General features: G+C 59.4%; 18 protein-coding genes. 11 read left to right on the top strand and 7 right to left on the bottom strand.

The features are described 5' to 3' along the window. Positions 1-11 precede the first annotated feature (11 nt). From KI810_RS15740 to KI810_RS15725, 4 genes are read left to right on the top strand one after another with little or no spacing between them, the layout of a single operon-like run. Positions 12-1607 (top strand): TIGR00341 family protein, encoded by a 1596-nt coding sequence (locus KI810_RS15740; protein WP_214176517.1) that lies wholly within the window; start codon positions 12-14, stop codon positions 1605-1607. A gap of 20 nt (positions 1608-1627) precedes the next feature. Beyond that, on the top strand, positions 1628-3874 hold the full coding sequence (locus tag KI810_RS15735) for an alpha,alpha-trehalose-phosphate synthase (UDP-forming) (RefSeq protein WP_214176516.1): 2247 nt from the start codon (positions 1628-1630) through the stop codon (positions 3872-3874). Further along, positions 3871-4662 (top strand): trehalose-phosphatase, encoded by a 792-nt coding sequence (gene otsB, locus KI810_RS15730; protein ID WP_246525741.1) that lies wholly within the window; start codon positions 3871-3873, stop codon positions 4660-4662. The genes KI810_RS15735 and otsB overlap by 4 nt, the downstream gene beginning before the upstream one ends. Further along, entirely contained in the window at positions 4659-5807 is a 1149-nt protein-coding gene (locus tag KI810_RS15725) for a Na+/H+ antiporter NhaA (RefSeq protein ID WP_214176515.1), read from the top strand. The genes otsB and KI810_RS15725 overlap by 4 nt, the downstream gene beginning before the upstream one ends. A gap of 74 nt (positions 5808-5881) precedes the next feature. Here KI810_RS15725 and tatA read toward each other — a convergent pair whose 3' ends face one another. The 6 genes from tatA to KI810_RS15695 all read right to left on the bottom strand — a co-directional run bounded on the left by tatA (position 5882) and on the right by KI810_RS15695 (position 11821). Next, positions 5882-6052, bottom strand: coding sequence for a twin-arginine translocase TatA/TatE family subunit (gene tatA / locus KI810_RS15720; protein WP_214176514.1), 171 nt, complete (start codon positions 6050-6052; stop codon positions 5882-5884). Between the two features lie 77 nt (positions 6053-6129). Then, a complete protein-coding gene (locus KI810_RS15715; RefSeq protein ID WP_214176513.1) occupies positions 6130-6621 on the bottom strand; it encodes a HyaD/HybD family hydrogenase maturation endopeptidase in 492 nt (163 codons plus the stop codon). Between the two features lie 70 nt (positions 6622-6691). Then, positions 6692-8374: a nickel-dependent hydrogenase large subunit gene (locus KI810_RS15710; protein ID WP_214176512.1), complete on the bottom strand. Its 1683-nt coding sequence runs from the start codon at positions 8372-8374 to the stop codon at positions 6692-6694. 105 nt (positions 8375-8479) lie between these two features. Beyond that, positions 8480-9799: a Ni/Fe-hydrogenase cytochrome b subunit gene (gene hybB, locus KI810_RS15705; protein ID WP_214176511.1), complete on the bottom strand. Its 1320-nt coding sequence runs from the start codon at positions 9797-9799 to the stop codon at positions 8480-8482. Continuing rightward, entirely contained in the window at positions 9799-10716 is a 918-nt protein-coding gene (gene hybA, locus KI810_RS15700) for a hydrogenase 2 operon protein HybA (RefSeq protein WP_214176510.1), read from the bottom strand. The genes hybB and hybA overlap by 1 nt, the downstream gene beginning before the upstream one ends. After that, entirely contained in the window at positions 10700-11821 is a 1122-nt protein-coding gene (locus KI810_RS15695) for a hydrogenase small subunit (RefSeq protein WP_214176509.1), read from the bottom strand. Before KI810_RS15695 ends, hybA begins: the two co-directional genes overlap by 17 nt. 350 nt (positions 11822-12171) lie before the next feature. Between KI810_RS15695 and KI810_RS15690 the strand changes: the two genes are divergently transcribed. The 6 genes from KI810_RS15690 to KI810_RS15665 all read left to right on the top strand — a co-directional run bounded on the left by KI810_RS15690 (position 12172) and on the right by KI810_RS15665 (position 19394). Continuing rightward, positions 12172-13572, top strand: coding sequence for a sigma-54-dependent transcriptional regulator (locus KI810_RS15690; protein ID WP_214176508.1), 1401 nt, complete (start codon positions 12172-12174; stop codon positions 13570-13572). Continuing rightward, complete coding sequence (locus tag KI810_RS15685; RefSeq protein ID WP_214176507.1) at positions 13572-15611, top strand: cache domain-containing protein; 2040 nt, start codon at positions 13572-13574, stop codon at positions 15609-15611. Before KI810_RS15690 ends, KI810_RS15685 begins: the two co-directional genes overlap by 1 nt. A gap of 37 nt (positions 15612-15648) precedes the next feature. Further along, positions 15649-16863: a molybdopterin molybdotransferase MoeA gene (locus KI810_RS15680; RefSeq protein WP_214176506.1), complete on the top strand. Its 1215-nt coding sequence runs from the start codon at positions 15649-15651 to the stop codon at positions 16861-16863. Between the two features lie 237 nt (positions 16864-17100). After that, the gene (gene pta, locus KI810_RS15675; RefSeq protein WP_214176505.1) at positions 17101-18102 is read left to right on the top strand and encodes a phosphate acetyltransferase; all 1002 of its coding nucleotides are present in this window, start codon (positions 17101-17103) and stop codon (positions 18100-18102) included. A 172-nt stretch (positions 18103-18274) separates the two neighbouring features. Next, on the top strand, positions 18275-18661 hold the full coding sequence (locus tag KI810_RS15670; RefSeq protein WP_214176504.1) for a hypothetical protein: 387 nt from the start codon (positions 18275-18277) through the stop codon (positions 18659-18661). Between the two features lie 112 nt (positions 18662-18773). Next, positions 18774-19394: a LysE family translocator gene (locus KI810_RS15665; RefSeq protein WP_214176503.1), complete on the top strand. Its 621-nt coding sequence runs from the start codon at positions 18774-18776 to the stop codon at positions 19392-19394. Between the two features lie 81 nt (positions 19395-19475). Here the strand turns inward: KI810_RS15665 and KI810_RS15660 are convergent, their stop codons facing one another. Continuing rightward, positions 19476-20741, bottom strand: coding sequence for an acetate kinase (locus KI810_RS15660; RefSeq protein WP_214176502.1), 1266 nt, complete (start codon positions 20739-20741; stop codon positions 19476-19478). 249 nt (positions 20742-20990) lie between these two features. Between KI810_RS15660 and KI810_RS15655 the strand changes: the two genes are divergently transcribed. Next, on the top strand, positions 20991-21158 hold the full coding sequence (locus tag KI810_RS15655; RefSeq protein WP_214176501.1) for a DUF362 domain-containing protein: 168 nt from the start codon (positions 20991-20993) through the stop codon (positions 21156-21158). Positions 21159-21249: the final 91 nt, after the last annotated feature.

The following is a 21249-nucleotide window of genomic DNA, read 5'->3' as shown; positions in this document are numbered from 1 at the left end:
GAGCGCACATCGTGAACAAGACCCTTGTCAGCTATTACCTAAAAAAACTGAGCGCTTATCTGGCCATAAAAACTGATATGGTCAATCACCGTGCGGTTATCAAAGAGGTTGCCACAGGCGTCGATCGTTCCTGGATATACTACAGCATGCTGATGTTTGCGAGCCTGATTGCCCTGCTAGGTCTGTTGACCAACAGCATCGCGGTAGTCATTGGCGCAATGCTGATCTCCCCACTGATGGGACCGATCATATCATCAGGATTGGCTTTCACAATCGGGGATATTTCCCTTGCTCGGCGCGCATTTAAAACCATTGCCATCAGCGTAGCGGTGACGATAGTGGCCTGCACTATAGTCAGCTTTATTTCGCCTTTGAAGGAACCGACTGCTGAGATACTGACACGGGTGCGCCCCAATATTTTCGACCTGCTTGTGGCAGTGCTCTCAGGCACAGTAGGTGCCATTGCCCTCTGCACCAAGAGAAATTATCTGATTACGTCTACCGGCGTAGCAATCGCCACGGCGGTAATTCCACCACTCAGCGTGACTGGTTACGGTCTCGGCACCGGACAGTTGACGTTAGCCATGGGCGGATTCCTGCTCTTTTTCACCAACTTTGTGGCTATTGTTCTGACCTCGGATCTTGTCTTTTTTACCCTCGGCTTTCGGACTAGTCATCTGGAAACGGTCCAGTATTCTCCCCGTAAACGACTTATGATTATTGCCGGCCTGCTGACGCTGATTTCCATACCGCTTGCATATACCTTGGTGGCGGATCTTACCAAGGTCAAAGAGAAAAAACGAATCGAAAGGGTCCTGAAACTGAACCTGAATAAAGAGTTGACTTCACGCATGACTAGCTATGACTACCAGCAACATGACGAAAAGATACTGATAAGGGCCTCAGTCAATACGGTGAAGTTCATTGACAAACCGTCAGAGCTGAAGATGGAGAAGGAACTGACCGATGCCTTCAAACGTCCGGTGGATGTCAGGTTGGAACAGATAATTGTTGCATCGGGAGAGGTGGACAAGCAGCCAAGCGCATTGAGTCTCCTGGCAGGAAGTACTTCCACAATACCTCGGACCGACTCTTCTGCACAGATCAAGGGCAAAGTCGAACAGATGATCATGAACGTACAACGCGAGTTGACGGAGGCACTCACACCGTTTCCGGTATCGGATACCCAACTTACCTTCGCCAGTGGTAACGAATCGATACTGGTATCAACAACACTAAAACGTGATTATCCGGTAGAGGATGATGAAAAGCTGCTCCTGACCAGGCAGCTGGAACGGTCATTGGATCTGCCTGTCGCCCTGACAGTGAAAACTGTTCCACTGCTGCCGCCCCTGTTATTTGACAGCACCGGAGCATTGACTCCGGTCAGTACAGCCACGCTGGCACTGATCAAAGAGTTACCTGGAGGGAGTAGGGCATTCCGGTTCGTATTGGAGTCATCAACCAGGAAAAATGACAGACGGCTTGAAACCGTTAAACATCACCTGATTGAGGGACAGGAAGTGCCCGAACGTTCGATTGTGATTCGGTCAGCACACTCTGCAACAGAATCTCCAGGAGTGACGCTCCGTATCGTTCGGCGCTGAAACCGTTCAGGGGAGGCTCAATGAAGCACTACAAATCCGGTTTTTCACTCCGGTCACTGCATTTCTCCCTCCGTTTCGTCGTCCCGTTGGCCATAGCCTTGGTGCTCCTGGCATTTGCGGTAGTGCCGCTGGTGGACAAGCTCACCCTGCGCTGGGCAGTGCGTGATATGGACATCCGCTCCAGTCTCATTGCCAATACCCTTCATGATCCTCTGGCGGAGCTTCTCCAGCACGAGAACAAAGTCAAGATCAATTCCCTCCTCTTCCGGACCATTCAGGACGAGCGTCTGCTGGCTCTCGGCTTTTGCGACAGCAATGGCAAACTGATCTACCGCACATCGACCTTCCCCGAATCTCTCGGCTGTTCCTCGGTTGTATCGCAGGATAAAGCGTCCAGCTCACTACGTCGGCTTCCCCAAGGTGCAGTTCACGTTGCCGTTCATCCCATGGGCAATAACGGCTCCCTGATCCTCATCCACGACATGAGCTTCGTCGAACGCCGCAGCGCAGATACCCGCAAATACGTCATCGTGTTCTTTGCACTGCTCGGGATTGTCATTTCCGTCATCACGGTTTTCGTTGCCCACCTCAGCTGGCGCGGCTGGATGGATGGCGTACGGGCCATGCTGCGGGGTGAGGGAATTCTCAGACCATTCTCCCAGCCGGCGGTCGCTTCGGAATTACAGCCGCTCGTGGGAGATTTACGGTCTCTCCTGCGGACACTCGATGCGGAACGCCGGTTCGCCGATGACGCCACCATCACCTGGAGCCCCGATTCTCTCCGCAAGCTGCTGCACCAACAACTGGCAGGTGAACGGATCATCGTTGTTTCAAACCGCGAACCGTACATTCACAGTAAAAAGGATGGTGAAATCCAGGTGCATCGCCCCGCCAGCGGCCTGGTAACTGCCGTAGAACCGGTAATGCGGGCCTGTTCCGGCACATGGGTCGCCCACGGCGGCGGTTCTGCCGACCGCGAGACAGTGGACAGCCACGACCGGGTCAGAGTGCCTCCCAACAGCCAGGAGTACAACCTTCGGCGGATCTGGCTCACCAAGGAGGAGGAAGAGGGATACTATTACGGCTTCGCCAACGAAGGGCTCTGGCCCCTGTGTCATATCGCCCATGTGCGGCCCATCTTCCGCACCAGCGACTGGCGAGAGTACGTCAGGATAAACCAGCGCTTTGCCGATGCGGTGGTCAAGGAGTCAGACAGCGAAAATCCGGTTGTACTCGTGCAGGATTACCATTTTGCGCTCCTGCCGGAGATGATCCGCAGGGCGCTTCCCAAGGCAACCATTATAACCTTCTGGCACATCCCTTGGCCCAACCCCGAATCCTTCGGCATTTGCCCCTGGCGGGAAGAACTGTTGAAGGGAATGCTGGGAAGCACCATTCTCGGTTTTCATACCCCCTATCACTGCAAGAATTTCCTAGAGACGGTGGACCGCTACCTGGAAACCCGTATCGAACACGAATCGTCCACGATCTCCCGTCGGGGCCAGCTGACCATGGTGGAAAGCTACCCGATCTCCATCCAGTGGCCCCCTCCCTGGCAAGGGACACTGCCGCCGGTTGAACAGACCAGATATGAGATGCTGGCTGCTCTCGGCCTCCCCGCCGGTCACCTGCTGGGAATCGGGGTTGACCGCATGGATTACACCAAGGGGATTCTTGAACGCTTTACCGCAGTCGAGCGGATGCTGGAGCTTCACCCTGAACTGGTGGGGCACTTCACCTTGATCCAGATCGCGGCTCCAAGCCGTTCGGCGCTGGAGGAGTACCAGTCTTTCGAAGCGAGGGTGCATGCCCTGGCAGAGCGGATCAACAGACGCTTCTCCCGCGAAGGATGCCAGGCCATCATCCTCAAGGCTGAGCACCATGAACCGGAAGAGGTAAATCGCTATTACCGGTCAGCACAGGTCTGCATGGTCACCAGCCTCCACGACGGGATGAATCTTGTTGCCAAGGAATTTGTGGCTGCACGGGATGATGAGCAGGGGGTGCTGGTGCTGAGCCAGTTCACCGGCGCTGCCCACGAGTTGCACGAATCGCTCATCGTCAACCCCTACCATGTGGAACAGACTGCCGAGGCGCTCCATCAGGCACTCACCATGCCGGAGTATGAACAGCAGGAGCGGATGCGCAGCATGCGTGCCATGGTGCGCGATTTCAACGTCTATCGTTGGGCCGGCCGGATGCTGCTCGATGCCGCCCGCATCAGACAGAGGGAACGACTGGCTGTGCGCATCGGTGACAATTCATGACCAGGGAAACGCCGATGACCTACCTGTTCAGCTATGCCGGCCGAACGATACTCCGCCGGTTTGTCGATCGCGCGACACTGTTTGCCTTCGACCTTGACGGCACGCTGGCACCGATCGTTGCCGATCCCGACCGGATACAGGTCCCGCAGGGCGTACAAGAACGGTTGATACGCCTCAACCTGTTGGCCCCGGTCGTCATCATTACCGGGCGTGCCCTCGCCGATGCCCGGAAACATCTCGGATTCACCCCCTGTTACCTGGTGGGAAACCACGGGGCGGAAGGTCTGCCCGGCAGAGAGCAGCAGGAAGAGGAATTCTGCAGACAGTGCAGTGAGTGGCTGGAACAATTGAAGATACTGATGCCTCACGCTTCCGGATGTGGTATCTTCATCGAAAACAAGGGAGCTACCCTGTCGCTGCATTATCGCAACGCATCTGACCCGAATGCGGTGAGCAGGAAACTCGTGCAGGCAATCAGCCGGCTGAAGCCTCCTCCGCGACGAATTCCCGGCAAATATGTCGAAAATATCGTGCCCTACGGGGCGCCCCATAAAGGTGAAGCACTGTCGCAGCTCATGCTGCAGACAGGTTGTTCCAAGGCACTTTTTGTTGGGGACGATGCAACGGATGAGGATGTATTCAGCCTGGCGAATGACCGTATCCTTGGCGTCCGGGTGGGGTGTGAAGGATCAAGCCTTGCAGACTGCTGTCTGTTCAATCAGCGGGAGATACTCGACGTTCTCGACGAAATCATACAATTAACACTAAAGACCAAGGATTTAGTGTGAGACAACACCTCAGCATGCTTCGTGAATTTTCCATCCCCCTCCTTGCCGGAGTGGTCGTTACCCTTGTGTGGGCGAATCTGGCTCCGGAGGGCTACCACCATTTCAATCATGACCGGATTTTCGGCCTGTTCAGCGTCCACTTCATCGTCAACGACCTGTTCATGGTGTTGTTTTTCGGCATAGCAGCGGCGGAGATCACCCAGAGTTGCCTGCCTGGCGGGGACCTGCATCCTGTGCGCAAGGCGATCAATCCGCTCTTGGCTACCGTTGGCGGGGTTGTCGGACCGGTGTTGGTCTATCTCGTTCTCAATGAGGTAATCGGTGAGCCATCACTCCGCCGGGGATGGGGAATCCCGACGGCAACGGACATTGCGCTCGCCTGGCTGGCGGCCAGCCTGGTATTCGGCAGGCGGCATCCTGCCATTTCATTCCTGCTGCTTCTGGCCATTGCCGATGATGCCATCGGGCTGGCCATCATCGCCCTGTTCTATCCTGACCCGACCGTACCGGCAGCCCCGCAATGGCTGGTACTCGTTCTGATCGGCATGGGGGCTGCGGCACTGTTGCGTCGGCAAAATGTCCAAAACTACTGGCCCTATATCATCCTGGGAGGCAGCCTCTCCTGGGCGGGCCTGTTCATGGCCCACCTGCACCCTGCCCTGGCACTGGTATTCATCGTTCCGTTCCTCCCCCATCCTCCCCGCGAAACCAAGCATGTTTTCGAGGAAGACATCCATGACCGCTCGCCTCTGGCGGGTTTCGAACATGACTGGAAAGTGACCGTAGACTTTGGCCTGTTCATGTTCGGCCTGGCCAACTCCGGGGTGCAACTCACATCCATCGGGCATGCCACTTGGCTGGTACTGGCATCACTCGTCATCGGAAAAACCGGCGGCATCTTCCTGATGGGCCTGATCGGCCAAAGGCTGGGCTATCCTCTTCCGTCAAAGATCGGTACGAAGGAGCTGGCGCTGGTCGGCCTGATCGCCGGGGTTGGTCTGACGGTAGCCTTGTTCGTGGCCGGAGAGGCATTCACCGATCCCGTAATTCAAGGTGCGGCTAAAATGGGGGCGTTATTGAGTGGCGGTTGCGCACTTATCGCCATTATCGCAGGGAGGTTGATGAGAGTGAGACGCATGGGCTGAAGGGACGAAAGACGCAGCGACATGCTGCGTCCAGCATCGTCACTATCAGCTTGCAGCGGGAGGAAAGATGATCGCTACGGTTTTTTTTCGTTGAGCTGCACCGCGTCCTCGCCGCTGCTCGCCTTCTTGAAGTTCCTTATGCCGCTCCCCAGGGCCTGCCCCAGTTGGGGAAGCTTCCCCGGGCCTACCACCACCAGCAGGATGATCATGATAATAATAAGTTCAGGCATGCCGAAACCAAACATCGTCGTTCTCCTTACGTTCTGATATAAACTCCGCCTTCATCCTTCATCCTTCATCCTTCATCTTTATCCTTCATCCTTCATGCCGCCAGCGCCCGCTCCCGCACATCCACCCCGCTCGCCCGAAGCTCTTCCACCACCTGTCCGGCAACCTGTTCCACGCTCCTTTTCAGGGTCGGGGACAGTTCATGTCCCGCATCCAGGGATGCGGGCATGACTCCGAACAAGGTGAGCCGGTCGGGACAGCAACCCCGCATCTCGCTGATAAGGAGCATCTCCTGGATGCCGATCTGGTGGGGCGAGAGCTTGACCGGCAGGCGGCTCAGCATGATGTCGTCCCGGTCGAAGCGGAAAATGTCGCCCGGCACCCCCTCCGCGTCCACCGTATCCAGGATATAGACCTGCTCCGCCTCCTCGAACTTGTGGGTCACCATGATGCCGAGGGTGCCTCCATCGTAGAGCTCCACCGAATCGGGAAAGACGAAATGATCCTCCAAGTAGCGGAGACAGTGGACGCCGAACCCCTCGTCGGTAAGGAGGAGATTGCCGGCACCGAAAATCAATGTTTTCATGTTGTTACCTCTTGGATAGTCAGTTATGGGACCTATGGGAAGTATAGATCCCATAGGTCCTATAAACGGCCTAAAGCACTTTTATCTTCGTAATCTCTTTCCCCGCCGGATCGATGGTATGCACCGCGCAGGCGATGCAGGGGTCGAAGGAGTGGATGGTGCGGAGCACCTCCAGGGGCTTGTCTTCCTGGGCCACCGGGTTCCCCACCAGCGACGCCTCGTAGGGGCCCATGACTCCCTTCTCGTCCCGGGGCGAGGCGTTCCAAGTGGAAGGTACCACCGCCTGGTAGTTCTTGATCTTCTTATCCTCGATCACCATCCAGTGGGAAAGGGCGCCGCGGGGTGCCTCGTGGAAGCCGACCCCTTTGTACTCACCCTTGGGTATCTCGGTGTGGTTGGCGTAGCTCTTGTCCCCTTTACCCAGGTTGGCCACCAGTTTGTCCAGCTGTTCAAGGGATATGTCCGCCAGGAGATGGGCACGGATGGCCCGGGCGCCGAGCCGCCCCATGGTGGAGTGAATTGCGCTTACCGGCACGCCGATCTTGGCGCAGGTGGCGTCCACCAGTTTCTTCACCCGGGCGTTGCCGCCGGCGTAGGCCGCCAGCAGCTGGGCCGGCGGCCCGACCTGAACCGGTTTTCCCTCGAAACGGGGAGACTTGCACCAGCTGTACTTGCCGTTTTCCTGGAAATCGGTGTATTCCGGCTTGGTCTCCCCCTCCCAGGGGTGGTGGGTGCCCGCCCCTTCGTACCAGGCGTGGGCCACCCCCTCGCTGATGTTGTTGATCAGGTAGGGGTCCTGGTGGGTGGTGATGTTCTTGAAGCTCGACAGGTTACCCCCCATGATGGTGCCGCCGTTAAGGGTGAATTTCGTGTTCTTCGTGTCCTCGGGGAATTCGGGGACCGCCAGGTAGTTGGTGACGCCAGCGCCGTAGGTGAACCATTCCTTGTAGGCAGAGGCGATGGCCACCATGTCCGGGTAGTAGACCTTCTGCACGAAGTCACGGGTCTCTGTCATGAGGGTCTGCAGGTAGGCGATCCGCTCCATGTTGAGGGTCGCCATGTTCTCCAGGTTGACAGCGGTCGCCACCCCCCCCACAACCAGGTTCTGGATGTGGGGATTTTTACCGCCGAGGATCGCCACCGCCTGGGATGCCTTCCGTTGGTAGTCCAGAGCCTTGAGGTAGTGGGCCACCGCCATCAGGTTCGCCTCTGGCGGGAGCTTCATGGCCGGATGCCCCCAGTAGCCGGAGGCGAAGATGCCGAGTCTCCCGCCTGCCACGAACGCCTTCAGCTTCTCCTGCACCGCCCGAAACTCTTTCTCGCTGTTCCCCGGCCAGTCGGAGATGCTCTGGGCCAGTTGGGCGGTCTTTTTCGGGTCCGCCTTCAGGGCAGCGACGATGTCCACCCAGTCCAGGGCCGACAGGTGGTAGAAGTGGACGATGTGGTCCTGCACCGAGTGCTGGGCGATCATGATGTTCCGGATGTACTGGGCGTTGAGGGGGACCTCCACGTTGAGGGCATGCTCCACCGAGCGGATGGAGGAGATGGCATGGACCGTGGTGCAGACGCCGCAGAAGCGCTGGGCATAGCTCCAGGCGTCCTGGGGGTCCTTCCCCTTGAGGATCGTCTCGATGCCGCGCCACATCTGGGCCGACGACCAGGCCTTGGAAACCTGCCCGCCGTTCACCTCCACGTCGATCCGGAGATGCCCCTCGATACGGGTGATGGGGTCTAACGTAATGCGTTTGGACATATATGCTCCTTAGAAACAGAATTTTTGATTATGAAAAAGGTGTTACCGGTCCCGAGTCCCAGGTCCCGGACTATATGTTACCGGTCCCTGATTACAGGTTCCGGCCTACTTCCCCTGGGGCACCGCTACCGGCGGAAGGCCGACCGGCTCATCCTGAGCATGGCCGTTGGCAGCATGCTTGTGGGGGTTGGGGAGGACCGGGAAGACCTTCACGAGCACCTGGTACCCCAGTATCTCCAGGGCAATGACGCCGGCGGTGATCATCAGCTCGGCGAAGGAGGGAAAGTAATGCCACCCCTGCCCCGGGTTGAACCCGATAAGGTAGACGTTGAAGCGGTAGAGGCCGCCACCCAGGATGATCATGGTGGCGGTGATGAAGAGCCAGCGGGGTGAGCGGCGCATGCGGCGGCTGAAGAGGATCATGGAGCCGCCGGCCACCAGGCAGAACTCAAGGAGGAAAAAACAGGAGTAGAAGTCGAACCGGAGCGCGTTGGCCACCTGCCCCCGGTAGACCAGGTCGCCGACCCGGACGGAGAGCCAGATGACCGTAAGCCAGGGGATGATCCGGGAGAGGCCGGCCAGTTCCTGGAACTCAATCTCCCGTTTGAAGGCGGTGGAGGAGATGATGGATTCCATGATGACGATGGCGTAACCGATGTAGATGCAGTTGATGAGGAACAGGAGCGGCAGGAAGCCGGTGTGCCAGAGGGGATTGAGCTTGGTGGCGGCGATGAGGAGGAGTGAGCCGAGGGACGACTGGTGCATGGTCGGCAGGGTTATGCCGAGGACGATGAAGAACACCAGCACCTTGTCCAGCCTTGGCCGGAGCCAGGCGGCGGACTCCCGGACCCATTCCAGCCCCGAGGCAAGCTTCGCCTCGTCGGGGACCAGCCGGGGGTGGAGCCAGGCGGACACCTTGCGGAGCGTCTCGCCGCGGCTGTTCTCCAGGGACCAGAGCACTGCCGGCAGGAACTCGATGACCAGCACCGTTGAGTAGGCCATGACGCAGAGGGCCACCTCGAACATGGCCGAGTTGATCTGCCAGCGTGCTGGCATGAAGAAGCCGTAGGAGTTCCAGTAGCGCCCCAGGTCCACCATGACTGAGAAGCCGGCCAGGCAGTAGCCGAACAGGCTCGTCAGGAGCGCCGAGCGGATGAGGGGGTGGAACTTCCAGTGGTTGCGGATGTAGATCAGGATCGCCATGGCGTAGCCGCCGCAGGCGATGGCGGTGCCGGTCGCCACGTCGTAGGCGATCCAGATCCCCCAGGGGTAGCCGTCGGACATGTTGGAGACGGCACCGATTCCCTTCACGTAGCGGACGCCGATGTAGTAGAAACCGACAATGACCAGGGTGAGCAGGACGAAGAAGGATTTGGTGAAGATCTTCCCCTCCAGCCTGATGAATTCATCGTGATGACCGGCCATTATTCACCCTCCTCCTTGTGCCCGTTCTTCTCCTGCCCCTTCTGGTTCTTCAGGGCGATGAAGCAGAGTGTTGAATAGAGCGCCACCGGCGCCACGAACCCCTTGTAGATGGTGTGCTGGATCTTTTCCGAGAACTCCGCCGGGGCGTTGTCCGGCAGGTTGGGCAGGCCGAGCTTCTCGAAGGAGAGGGCCGACAGGTAGAGATGATTGGTCCCCCCCAGCTCGTGCTCGCCATAGACGTGGTGGATGTAGCGGCCGGGGTTGTCCTGGAGGCGGGCATGGGCGATGGCCAGCAACTCCTTCCTTTTGCCGAAGGAGATGGCCCCCACGGGGCAGACCTCGGCGCAGGCGGTGATCCCCTTCTCCCGCAGGTTGGTGTTCCTGCAGAGGTCACACTTGACGATCTGGGGCAGGGTCTTCTCCCACTGGAACTTGGGGATGTTGAAGGAGCATCCGACCTGGCAGTAGCGGCAGCCGATGCAGGTATCCTTGTTGTAGTCCACCACCCCGGTCACCTTGTCTTTCGTCATGGCGCTCACCGGGCAGACGGAGACGCAGGACGGCTTCTGGCAGTGCATGCAGGAATATTTCACGTATGACCAGCGGCTGTCCGTCTCCTTGTGGAGTTTTATGAGGGTGCGGGTGCTGCCGGAGAGGTCCTGGGGGGCATCCCACAGGCCGTCCGGGTCGAAGGGAGCCCGCTCGTAGGAGAGGCTGCCGTAATCGCCGTTGACCCTTTTGCAGCTTGCCATGCACGCCTTGCAGCCGACACACATGGTTGCATCGTAGAGCATGCCGAGGGCTTCGTTATTGACACCACCTTTTTCGGACCCCATGGCCGGCACGCTGCTCGCCAGGAGTGTCGCGCCACCAAGGCCGAGGAGTTTGAAAAACTCGCGTCTACTCTGACTTTTCATGCTTCTCCTCCTCGGCGGGACCGTCCTTCGGAAGTTTCTTGGCCATCATGGCCCCGGCTCCAAGTGCCGCGCCGGCGGCCAGTCCGAGGATACCGGTGGTCAGCGGATCGGCCCCCTTCCCTTTGTCGCGCAGGTTGACCGGCGCGTAGGTGTCCGGCGGCGTCGGCTCGTGGATCTGCACCTTCTCGGCAATCGGCATCTTGAAGAGGATATGGGGCTCGGTACAGCCGATGCAGGGATGTCCCACGGAAACGGGCCAGGCACCCACATCGTTGAAGCGTTGCACCGAACAGTTGGCGAAAGTCTCTGGCCCCTTGCACCCCAGTTTGTAGAGGCAGTACCCCTCCGCATGGGTTGCGTCGCCGTAGGCCTTGGCAAAGCGGCCGGCGTCAAAGTGGGGGCGCCGTTCGCAGTGCTCGTGGATCTTCCGGCCATAGGCGAACTTGGGTCGCCCCAGGGAATCCAGGTCCGGAATGCGGTTGAAGGTGAGATAGTACATGACGGTGGAGAGGAAATTGTAGGGGTTGGGGGGGCAGCCGGGGATGTTGATGATCGGCTTGTCCTTGATGATGTCCCGCACCCCAACAGCGCCAGTGGGGTTGGGGGCCACCGACTGGATGCCGCCGTAACCGGCGCAGGTGCCGACCGTGATGATGGCCGCCGCCCCTTCGGCTGCATGGCGCAGGGACTCGATGGCGGTTTTCCCCGCCACCTTGCAATAGATGCCGTTCTCCTTGGTAGGTATCGCCCCCTCCACCACCAGCAGGTATTTACCCCTGTTGGCCTGCATGGAGTCGTGGAGCGACTTCTCGGCCTGGTGACCGGAACCGACCATGAGGGTCTCGTGGTAGTCCAGCGATATCATATCGAGGATAAGGGATGCAACGGTGGGGTGGGAGGAGCGGAGCAGCGACTCGGTGCAACCGGTGCACTCCTGGAAGTGAAGCCAGATAACTGCCGGATTCCTGTTGGTTTCCACAGCCTCGGCAATGCGCGTGTGCATGGCGAACGGCAGCCCCATCATGGCGGTCGCCGTCACGCAGGTCTTGATGAAATCCCGGCGCGTCACCCCCGCGCACAACAGATCGGTTTCTTTCTTCTTCATAGCACCTCCTCGCAAATTCATATCCGTGGCGTATACGGCAACAGCCGTGCCAAATCCCCGGCTTGCGGAAGAATCGATGTAACAAGCTGTAATGTCGCGATTGATGACTTCGGGAAACGATACGAGGCAAGGGATAAGAAGGAATGATGAAGCGAAAAATGGGGTATTTTGCAACAACACCAGGACAAAATGTCACAAAATAAACGGGTATGATCCGCGACGGAAGTAGTTGCAAGGATGGAAAACAGGGTTTCAGGAAGATGCACTCTTTCCGCAGCAAACTCCCCTTGATTCCTTTTGCCACACAATGTATCATTTTGGCTTAATGTCTCACGGAACGAGGTCTACCCATGGCATCTGCAAACATTCTGATCTGCGACGATGAAGCGGGTATCTGCCGGTACCTGCAGAAGACCTTCGCCGCCCGCGGTCTCCGGGTAGAGACCTTCGGCAACGGAGCGAGCCTCCTGGGTCGTCTGGCGGGAGGGACACCGGATGACGCCGACCTCCTTCTCCAGGATGTGCGGATGCCTGACATGGACGGCATCCAGGTGCTCAAACGGGTGAAGGAACTCCGGCCTGCCCTGCCGGTGGTGATCATGACCGCCTACGGCACCATCGATGCGGCGGTAGAAGCGATCAAGCTCGGCGCCTACGATTACGTGACCAAGCCGTTCCCCAAGGAGAAGATTCTCGGCGTCATCGACAACGCCCTGGAGCGGGAGATGCTCCGGCGGGAAAACCAGGTGCTCAAGGAAGAGTTGAACCGCCCCGGCATTCCGGAGCATATCGTCTTCACGAGCCAGAAGTTCCGGGAGGTATACGATCTCACCCTGCGGGTGGCGGCGAGTTCCGCCAACATCATGATCCTGGGGGAATCGGGGACGGGCAAGGAACTGATCGCCGGCACCGTCCACGACAACAGCACCCGCAAAGGGCACCGCTTCCTCTCCCTGAACTGCGCTGCCCTCACCGATACTCTCCTGGAAAGCCAGCTCTTCGGCCATGTGCGAGGGGCCTTCACCGGCGCCGTCACGGCACAGAAGGGGCTTCTGGAGGAGGCCGGCGGCGGAACCCTGTTCCTGGACGAGATCGGCGACATCAGCCCGGCGGTGCAGGCCAAGCTCCTGCGGGTCATCCAGGAGCGGGACTTCATCCCGGTCGGCGCCACCAGGCCGAAACAGGTGGATATCCGTTTCGTGGCCGCCACCAACAAGGACCTGGAAAAGGAGGTGCGGGAGGGGCGTTTCCGGGAGGACCTCTACTACCGGCTCAATGTCATCACCATCAATCTTCCGCCACTCAGGGAGCGGAAGGAGGATATCGAGCCCCTCGCCCTCCATTTCCTCCGGAAATACGCCCGGCGCATGCAGAAAGAGGTTGCTGGCATCGGCGAACACGCCATGCAACTCCTTACGGAGTACCAATGGCCCGGTAACGTCCGGGAACTGGAAAACGTCATGGAACGCGCCGTGATACTGGCGCGGGGGAACCTGATCACCGCCGATGTCCTGCCGGTCAGGTCCGCCGATATCATGCCTGCCGCCACCACACCTCCTCCCCGCCTGATCTCCCTGGAAACCCTGGAACGGGAGCATATCGAGCGTATCCTGACGAGCACCGGTTTCCATAAGAGCCGGAGCGCCGAACTGCTCGGCATCTCGCGCAAAACCCTGGACCGAAAGATCGTCGAGTACGGACTCTCCTTCGCCCGGCCTGCCGGCTGGCAACCGGACGGAGATGACGCCTGATGCCGGGCCTCCGTTTTCCCATCAAGCTCAAGCTGACCGTCGCCACCCTCCTCCCCCTGTCCGTTGCCATCATCAGCTGCTGGCTGACCGGCATCATCATCATGAACAACAGGATTACCGACCAGGCCCGCCAGAAGGTGCGCAACGATCTCAATTCGGCGCGGGAGATCTACAACCACGAACTCGATCACATCCGCGACGTGGTCAAATTCACCGCCAACGCCCCCTACACCTCCGCAGCCCTTGCCAGGAACGACCTGGCAGGCCTGGCATCTCTCATCGGTCCGCTCAGGAACAATGAAAAACTCCATATCCTCACCGTAGTGGACGCCAATGGCGTAGTCGTTTTCCGGTCAAGCAATCCCCGGATACGGGGAGACGACCGCTCCCACGACCCCCTCGTGTCACGGGCCCTCAAGGGAGAGGTGCTGACCGGCACCGCGGTGATCCCCCCCGCCGAGATCGCGAAGGAAGGGGAAGAGCTTGCCCGGCAGGCCGCCATCAAGGTAGTGCCCACACCCCACGCAAGGCCCAACGCCACGGACATGGAGCGGGCGGGTATGTTGATGGTTGCTGCCGCACCGGTCAGGGATGAAGCCGGCAACATACTCGGGGCACTCTACGGCGGCGTCCTCCTCAATAACGACAATACCCTGGTGGACAGGATCAAGAAAACCGTCTACGAAGGGAACAAATTCAAGGGACAGGACGTGGGAAGCGCCACCATCTTCCTGCGTGACCTGCGCATCGCCACGAACGTGCAGACCACCGGCGGCGAACGTGCCATCGGCACCCGCATGTCTGAAGAGGTCTACAACCGTGTCATTCTGGGGGGGGAGAAATGGTTCAGCAGGGCCTTCGTGGTCAACGACTGGTTCTTTTCCGCCTACGAGCCGATCCTCTCTCCGGAAGGGGTCCCCATCGGCGCCCTTTACACCGGCATGCTGGAAAAACCCGCCACCGCCACCAAGTTGAGCATGAGTCTCCTCTTCAGCGGCGTCCTTCTCATGGGGACCCTCCTTGGCCTGGCGGTATCATGGTTCATCGGATCACGGCTGGCGCGCCCCATCCGCGAACTGGAGACGATGGCGCGGCGCGTCACCGCCGGCGAAAGGGACCTGCGGCTGACCGTGACGTCCCGGGACGAGGTGGGAGATCTGGCGGCTGAATTCAACGAGATGACCCGCGCCCTGGCCCAGCGGGAGGAGGAGATCGGTACCCTCAACCGGAACCTGGAACAAAAGGTGCGGGAGCGGACCGCCCAGCTGGAAGAGAAGAACCTCCTGCTCGTCAGGACCCAGGAAGAGCTGGTACAGGCCGCCAAACTGGCCGACATCGGCATCCTCGCCTCGGGGGTGGCCCACGAGATCAACAATCCTCTCGCCATCGTCCGCGGCAACGCGGAGCTGCTGCAGATGGCCATCCCCCCCGATGACCCTTCCCGGGAAGAGGTTGACACCATCGCCCAGCAGGTGGTGCGGATGGAGCGGATCGTCGGCGGGCTCCTCCAGTTCGCCCGCCAGGAGCGCAAGCGCCTCGGACGTGTGGATATCAACCGGGTCCTGGCGGAGATCCTGCGCCAGGTCGGACACCAGGTCCCTCTGGAAGGGATCACGGTCCGGCAGGAGCTGGCCCCATCCCTGCCTGAGGTGCAGGGAGACGAGGAGCAGTTGCGCCAGGTATTCACCAACCTCATCATCAACGCCGTCCAGTCCATGCCGGCGGGGGGGGACCTGACCGTTGCAACGGAAAAGACCGAGAACGCGGGACTGCGGGTTGAGGTGCGGGATACCGGCAGGGGGATACCCGCCGCCGACCTGGAAAAGATATTCAACCCCTTCTTCACCACCCGTCCCGAGGGGACCGGCCTGGGGCTGTCGGTCTCCTACGGCATCGTCAAGGAACATCACGGGACCATCGAGGTGACGAGCCGGGTCGACAGCGGCACCACCTTCCGGGTCCTCCTCCCGGTAAGCCAGGATAACCCTGCGAAGACTCATCGGGAGTTGACCGACGGAGATTCTTCGGGTACAAGGTAACGATCAGTGCACCACCATCACTTCACGGGGAAAAGCCATGACTACCTTTGCGGAAGCGCGGTCCATCATTCTCGACAACACCGTACCCCTCGGCAGCGAGCGGGTCATGCTGGGGCAGGCCGTTGGACGCCTGCTTGCCGAAGACATCATCGCGCCGTGGGACATACCGCTCTGGGATAATTCGGCCATGGACGGCTTTGCCGTCAGGGCCGCCGACTGCCGGCCGGGGACAACCCTTCCCGTGACCAGCTTTCTGCCGGCCGGCGGGTCGGGCACAATACCGCTGGCAGCCGGTAGCGCCATCAGGATCATGACCGGCGCGCCCATCCCCCCCGGCGTCGACGCCGTCATCCCCATCGAGGAGACCGACCCGGCGGATGACCGGGTCACCCTCATCGGACCGGTCAGGAAAGGGCAGCATATTCGTTACCGGGGAGAGGACGTGACGGGTGGCGAGCCGGTCATCCCGGCCGGCACCCTGATCCGGCCGGCCGAGATCAGTATGCTCGCCTCCTGCAGCCGCCTCCTCGTGCCGGTCCATCGCCGGCCGAGGGTGGCGATCGTCTCCACGGGAGACGAGCTGGTGGAACCGGGAGAGCCCCTGGCACCGGGGCAGATCATCAACAGCAACACCCTCGCCCTGGCTGCAGCGGTGCTGGAAGCGGAAGCCGACCCGGTCATCGTCGGCATCGCCCGCGATGACCTGGCAAGCCACCGGGAGAAACTGCTGGAGGGGCTCCAGGCCGATGTGCTCATAACGTCGGCAGGAGTTTCGGCCGGCGACCGGGACCTGGTAAGGGACGTGCTGGAGGAGCTCGGCGTGAAACAGCTCTTCTGGAAAGTGGACATCAAGCCGGGGCGCCCCACCGCTTTCGGCGTCAGGGACGGCAAGCCGGTCTTCTCCCTCCCCGGCAACCCGGTGGCAAGCCTCGTCACCTTCGAACTGTTCGTCCGCCCCGCCCTGCTCCGGATGATGGGGCACCGGCGGGTCATCAAACCGACCGTTTCGGCGCTTCTTCAGGACGAAGTGAAGAAGAAGCCGGGACGACTCCACTTCATCCGGGTGCAGGTGGAAAAGGGGAGCGACGGCTACCTCATCCGGTCGTCCGGCGACCAGAACACCGGCATCCTCAAGACCCTCGTCCATGCCAACGGGCTTGCCCTGCTGCCGCCCGAAGGAGATCGTTTCCCCGCCGGTACCCCGCTGGAAGTGATCCTGCTGGACCGGCAGTTCGAGATGGACAAACCGTAGCAGAATCCACCGGGAAGCCCGCCCGTTTCGCAATATTATAAAATTTTTACCACCAGTAAAATAAGGCCCGGCGCGCTTTTCCGGGCTTTTTTTATTGACCCGTGGCCATACATACACTAAAATATAATCTTGTTTTACATATGTGAGACAACCGCTGCATCATCGTTGGATATATCACGAACAGGCGCGGTGGACACTCGATGACGACGTTGTGAAAACTACTCCAAGGAGGATGGCATGCATCTGGTTGAACAGATCAAGACAAAGGCGAAAAAGAGTCTGCAGACGGTGGTCCTGCCGGAAAGTTACGACGAGCGGATGCTGTTTGCCGCCCAGCAGGTGACGGAACAGGGGCTGGCGAAGATCGTCATCCTCGGCAACCCTGAGACGGTCAAAAGCGCAGCAAGCGCCAAGGGGGTCAACCTCGCCGGCGTGGAGATCCTTGAGCCGGCCACGTCCCCGAAACTGGCAGCCTATGTGGACGCCTTCGTGGAGCTGCGCAAGAGCAAGGGGATGACCCGGGAAGAGGCGGAAAAGACCCTCACCGCTCCGGACAACCTCTACTACGCCGGGATGATGGTACGGCAGGGAGACGCGGGGGGGGAAGTGGCCGGCGCCACCGGCACCACCGGCAACGTCCTCAAGGCAGCCTTCCAGACCGTGGGGACCGCCCCCGGCATCAAGACCGTCTCCTCCTTCTTCCTCATGATCACCAAGACCCCGAGCTTCGGCGAGAACGGCATCCTCCTGTTCGCCGACTGCGCCGTCAATCCCAACCCGGACGCCCAGGCCCTGGCGGAGATCGCCGTGGCCACCGCCCGCAATTGCAAATCCTTCCTCGACGTCCCGGCGCGGGTGGGGATGCTCTCCTTCTCCACCAAGGGGAGCGCCAGCCACGATGACGTGGACAAGGTACTGAAGGCGGTGGAGATCGCCAAGGGGATCGACCCCGCCCTCCAGATCGACGGTGAGCTCCAGGCTGACGCCGCCCTCCTCCCGAAAGTGGGCGAGAAGAAGGCACCGGGGAGCCCGGTTGCGGGCAAGGCCAACGTCCTCATCTTCCCTGACCTTGATGCCGGCAACATCGCCTACAAGCTGGTGGAGCGGGTAGCCGGCGCCGAAGCGGTGGGCCCCATCATCCAGGGACTCGCCAAGCCGGTAAACGACCTCTCCCGCGGCTGCTCCGTCGAGGACATCGTCAACGTCGTCGCCATAACGGCGGTCCAGGCGCAGGGTTAGGGTTCTCCTTATTCGAGACTAGAAGGGCCGGCAGCGGAAGCTGTCGGCCCTTTGCGTTCGCAGAACCTTTTGCCACACGGGTCTTGACAGTACAAGGCGAAAGGATTACAAACGATTCACACTATGCCATTTCCCAGGCAACACAGGTAAAAATAAAGGAAAGGAGTGCCATATGCCCAAATGGTTGATTGCAACCGTCGCCTGTGTCTTCATATCGGGGTCACTCAACATGGCCATGGCCGCTGACGACAAAGATGACCTCCTCAAGAAGATTGATGCCCTTGAGCAGCAGTTGAAACAACTGAAGGAGCAACAGCAGGCAAGCAACGAAAAAGAATCTAACTGCATGCGGGTCTTCGGTCAGGAAAAGTTCTGTAAGTGTATCGGCGAAAACCTCCCCCGCGAGGTAGGCCTCGAACAGTACGTGCATACCGTAATCACGTCCAAGGAGGTGCTCGGCTACAACAGCCTCACTCCGGAACAGAAGAAAACTGTGGACCAGACCCTGGCATCCCGGGACAGGTGCACGGAAAAGACGAAGGGGGGATTTCTCTGGTAGAAAGGAGGGGAGCCTGGCGGTTATGAGGTCGATGCCAGTTAAACGCCTGAAACTGCCTTCTCTGCACGAGCTGATAATAAACGGGTCCTCACCCACCAGGAAAGACTACAACATGACCCTATCCACGCTCCTCTACTTCCTGGGCGCATCCATTGCCCTGACCCTGGCTCCCGGCCCGGACAACATCTTCGTCATGACCCAGGGGATCGCCCGGGGGAGAAAACCGGCCATCGTCACCGCCCTCGGCATGTGCAGCGGTATCAGCGTCCATACGACCGCCGCTGCCTTCGGTATCTCGGCGGTCTTCTACTCGTCGGCAGTCGCTTTCCATGTCGTCAAGTACGCCGGCGCTGCCTACCTCCTCTACCTGGCCTGGAAGAGCCTGAAGGAGCGTTCTTCCGTCAGACTCTCCGTTGCGGACGACCGCCCCGCCGCCGCCCTGTTCAAGCGGGGCTTCATCATGAACGTCCTCAACCCGAAGGTGGCCATGTTCTTCCTGGCGTTCCTCCCCCAGTTCGTGACAACCGGCTCCGACCACGTCCCTCTCCAGATGATGATCCTGGGACTGATCTTCATGGGGCAGGCGGTGATCATTTTTTCCCTCATCGGTTATTTTGCGGGGAGCATCGGCAGCTTCATCCTGGCCCGGCCCCGGATCGCCAAGTACTTCGACTGGCTGACCGCCGGGGTCTTTGCCTCCCTTGGGTTGAGGTTGGCCCTGGCAGAACGCTAGCAGGATCCTCCGACCAGCTAAACAAAAAGGCCGCCGGTAACACTACTACCGGCGGCCTTTGTACATTTTGATTCGTGACGGTTACTTCCTGACGAAATCCGCCCGGGAGAAGGAGTACTCGAACTGCATGTGGTCGGTGTAGGTCCCGGCCAGAATGGCGGCCACGTCCTCGGTGAAGACCAGTTCCTCGTCGGTGGGGATGACATAGACCTTGACCGGGGAGTCGTCGGTGGTGATGAGAGTCTCCCGCTTACGAGTCATGGCCGACTTGTTCCGCTCCTTGTCCAGCTTGATCCCCAGGTGCTCCAGCCCTTCTATGGTCCGTTCCCGGATCGGCCACCCCATCTCGCCAACGCCGGCGGTGAAGACCACCGCGTCAAGCCGGCCGATGGCGGCCATGTAGGAACCAATGTACTTGCGGAGCCGGTAGGCCTCGATATCGAGGGCCAGTTGGCAGAGTTTGTCGCCGTTGCTGGCGTGCTCGATGACGTCGCGGCGGTCGGTGAACCGGCCGGTAATGCCGAGCACCCCGCTCTTCTTGTTGAGGATGCTGTCGATCTCTTTGGCGGAGAGGTTTTCCCTCTGCATCATGAAGGCAGGTATGGCGGGGTCGATATCGCCGCAGCGGGTCCCCATGACCGCCCCTTCCAAGGGGGTGAGCCCCATGCTGGTATCCACCGAAATGCCGTTCTTGATGGCGCAGTGGGAGACACCGTTGCCGATGTGCATGGTGATAATGTTGCACTCCTTGGGGGATTTACCGAGGAGCACCGACGCCCGCTTGGAGACGTAGAGGTGGGAGGTGCCGTGGAAACCGTAACGGCGTACCCCGAACTTTTCGTACCAGTCGTAGGGGAGCGGATAGAGGTAAGCATGCTCCGGCATGGTCTGGTGGAAAGCGGTGTCGAAAATCGCCACGTGCGGCACGTTGGGAAGAAGCGCCTGGGCTGCCTCTATCCCTGCGATATTGGGGGGGTTATGGAGCGGAGCCAGATGCTGCACTTCCTTGACCGCATCCAGGACATTTTCGTCAATCATGACGGAGCAGGTGAACTTCTCCCCGCCGTGCACGACACGGTGGCCGATGGCGGATATCTGGTTGATATCCTTAAGCACGCCGTGAGCCGGGTCGGTCAGGGTCCGGATGATCAAGTCAATGGCCACCTGGTGATCAGGGCACTCGGACTCTTCACGGTAGGTCTCGCGCCCCGGGACTTCATGCATGATAAAGGAGTCCCCGATAATAACCCGCTCCACCATCCCCTTGGCAATGACTACCTTCTTCTCCCAGTCAAACAACTGGTACTTGACCGAAGAACTCCCGCAGTTGAGAGCTAGAATATCCATGTATTCCTCCTGACCTGTGGTTCTCAGAAAATCAATTACCGCTATCAGGTTTTTAGGTAGCGGTAAAAATTATCGACAGAATATTTATCACAAATAAAACTGTTTTTTATAATACCGTAGTATTAGTGTCAATTCAAGATTTTTTCGCCACTTTTTGCGTATACCTTTCTGCTGGACATTTGCTGTGGTGTGTGCTAGGTATGAGTTTCAACTAATTACTCACAAATCAAGGAAAAGGAGGTGAATACTTTGGCACATACCATTACCGAAGAGTGCATTAACTGTGGTGCATGCGACGAATCCTGCCCGGTGAACGCCATCAGCGAAGCTGGTGACAAGCGCAAGATCGATGCGGATACCTGCATCGACTGCGGCGCCTGTGTGGATACCTGCCCCGTAAATGCCATTCATGCCTAATCAGTATTCAGCTGTCTCTTGTTCAGCCGGCGTCCGGTTACCGACCTACGCCGGCTGATTTTTCCCCTGGCAGACCCGTTCCTCTCATCCG

It is taken from the genome of Geomobilimonas luticola (assembly GCF_018476905.1).
GTDB classification, from domain to species: Bacteria; Desulfobacterota; Desulfuromonadia; order Geobacterales; family Geobacteraceae; genus Geomobilimonas; species Geomobilimonas luticola.
This window is presented reverse-complemented; position numbering and strand designations above follow the sequence as displayed.

Coding starts and splice junctions, on each gene's coding strand:
- KI810_RS15710 (WP_214176512.1), bottom strand. CDS start 8,374: ATGTCCAAACGCATTACGTTAGACCCCATCACCCGTATCGAGGGGCAT.
- otsB (WP_246525741.1), top strand. CDS start 3,871: ATGACCAGGGAAACGCCGATGACCTACCTGTTCAGCTATGCCGGCCGA.
- KI810_RS15665 (WP_214176503.1), top strand. CDS start 18,774: ATGACCCTATCCACGCTCCTCTACTTCCTGGGCGCATCCATTGCCCTG.
- KI810_RS15695 (WP_214176509.1), bottom strand. CDS start 11,821: ATGAAGAAGAAAGAAACCGATCTGTTGTGCGCGGGGGTGACGCGCCGG.
- KI810_RS15690 (WP_214176508.1), top strand. CDS start 12,172: ATGGCATCTGCAAACATTCTGATCTGCGACGATGAAGCGGGTATCTGC.
- tatA (WP_214176514.1), bottom strand. CDS start 6,052: ATGTTTGGTTTCGGCATGCCTGAACTTATTATTATCATGATCATCCTG.
- KI810_RS15660 (WP_214176502.1), bottom strand. CDS start 20,741: ATGGATATTCTAGCTCTCAACTGCGGGAGTTCTTCGGTCAAGTACCAG.
- KI810_RS15670 (WP_214176504.1), top strand. CDS start 18,275: ATGCCCAAATGGTTGATTGCAACCGTCGCCTGTGTCTTCATATCGGGG.
- KI810_RS15735 (WP_214176516.1), top strand. CDS start 1,628: ATGAAGCACTACAAATCCGGTTTTTCACTCCGGTCACTGCATTTCTCC.
- KI810_RS15685 (WP_214176507.1), top strand. CDS start 13,572: ATGCCGGGCCTCCGTTTTCCCATCAAGCTCAAGCTGACCGTCGCCACC.
- hybB (WP_214176511.1), bottom strand. CDS start 9,799: ATGGCCGGTCATCACGATGAATTCATCAGGCTGGAGGGGAAGATCTTC.
- KI810_RS15680 (WP_214176506.1), top strand. CDS start 15,649: ATGACTACCTTTGCGGAAGCGCGGTCCATCATTCTCGACAACACCGTA.
- hybA (WP_214176510.1), bottom strand. CDS start 10,716: ATGAAAAGTCAGAGTAGACGCGAGTTTTTCAAACTCCTCGGCCTTGGT.
- pta (WP_214176505.1), top strand. CDS start 17,101: ATGCATCTGGTTGAACAGATCAAGACAAAGGCGAAAAAGAGTCTGCAG.
- KI810_RS15715 (WP_214176513.1), bottom strand. CDS start 6,621: ATGAAAACATTGATTTTCGGTGCCGGCAATCTCCTCCTTACCGACGAG.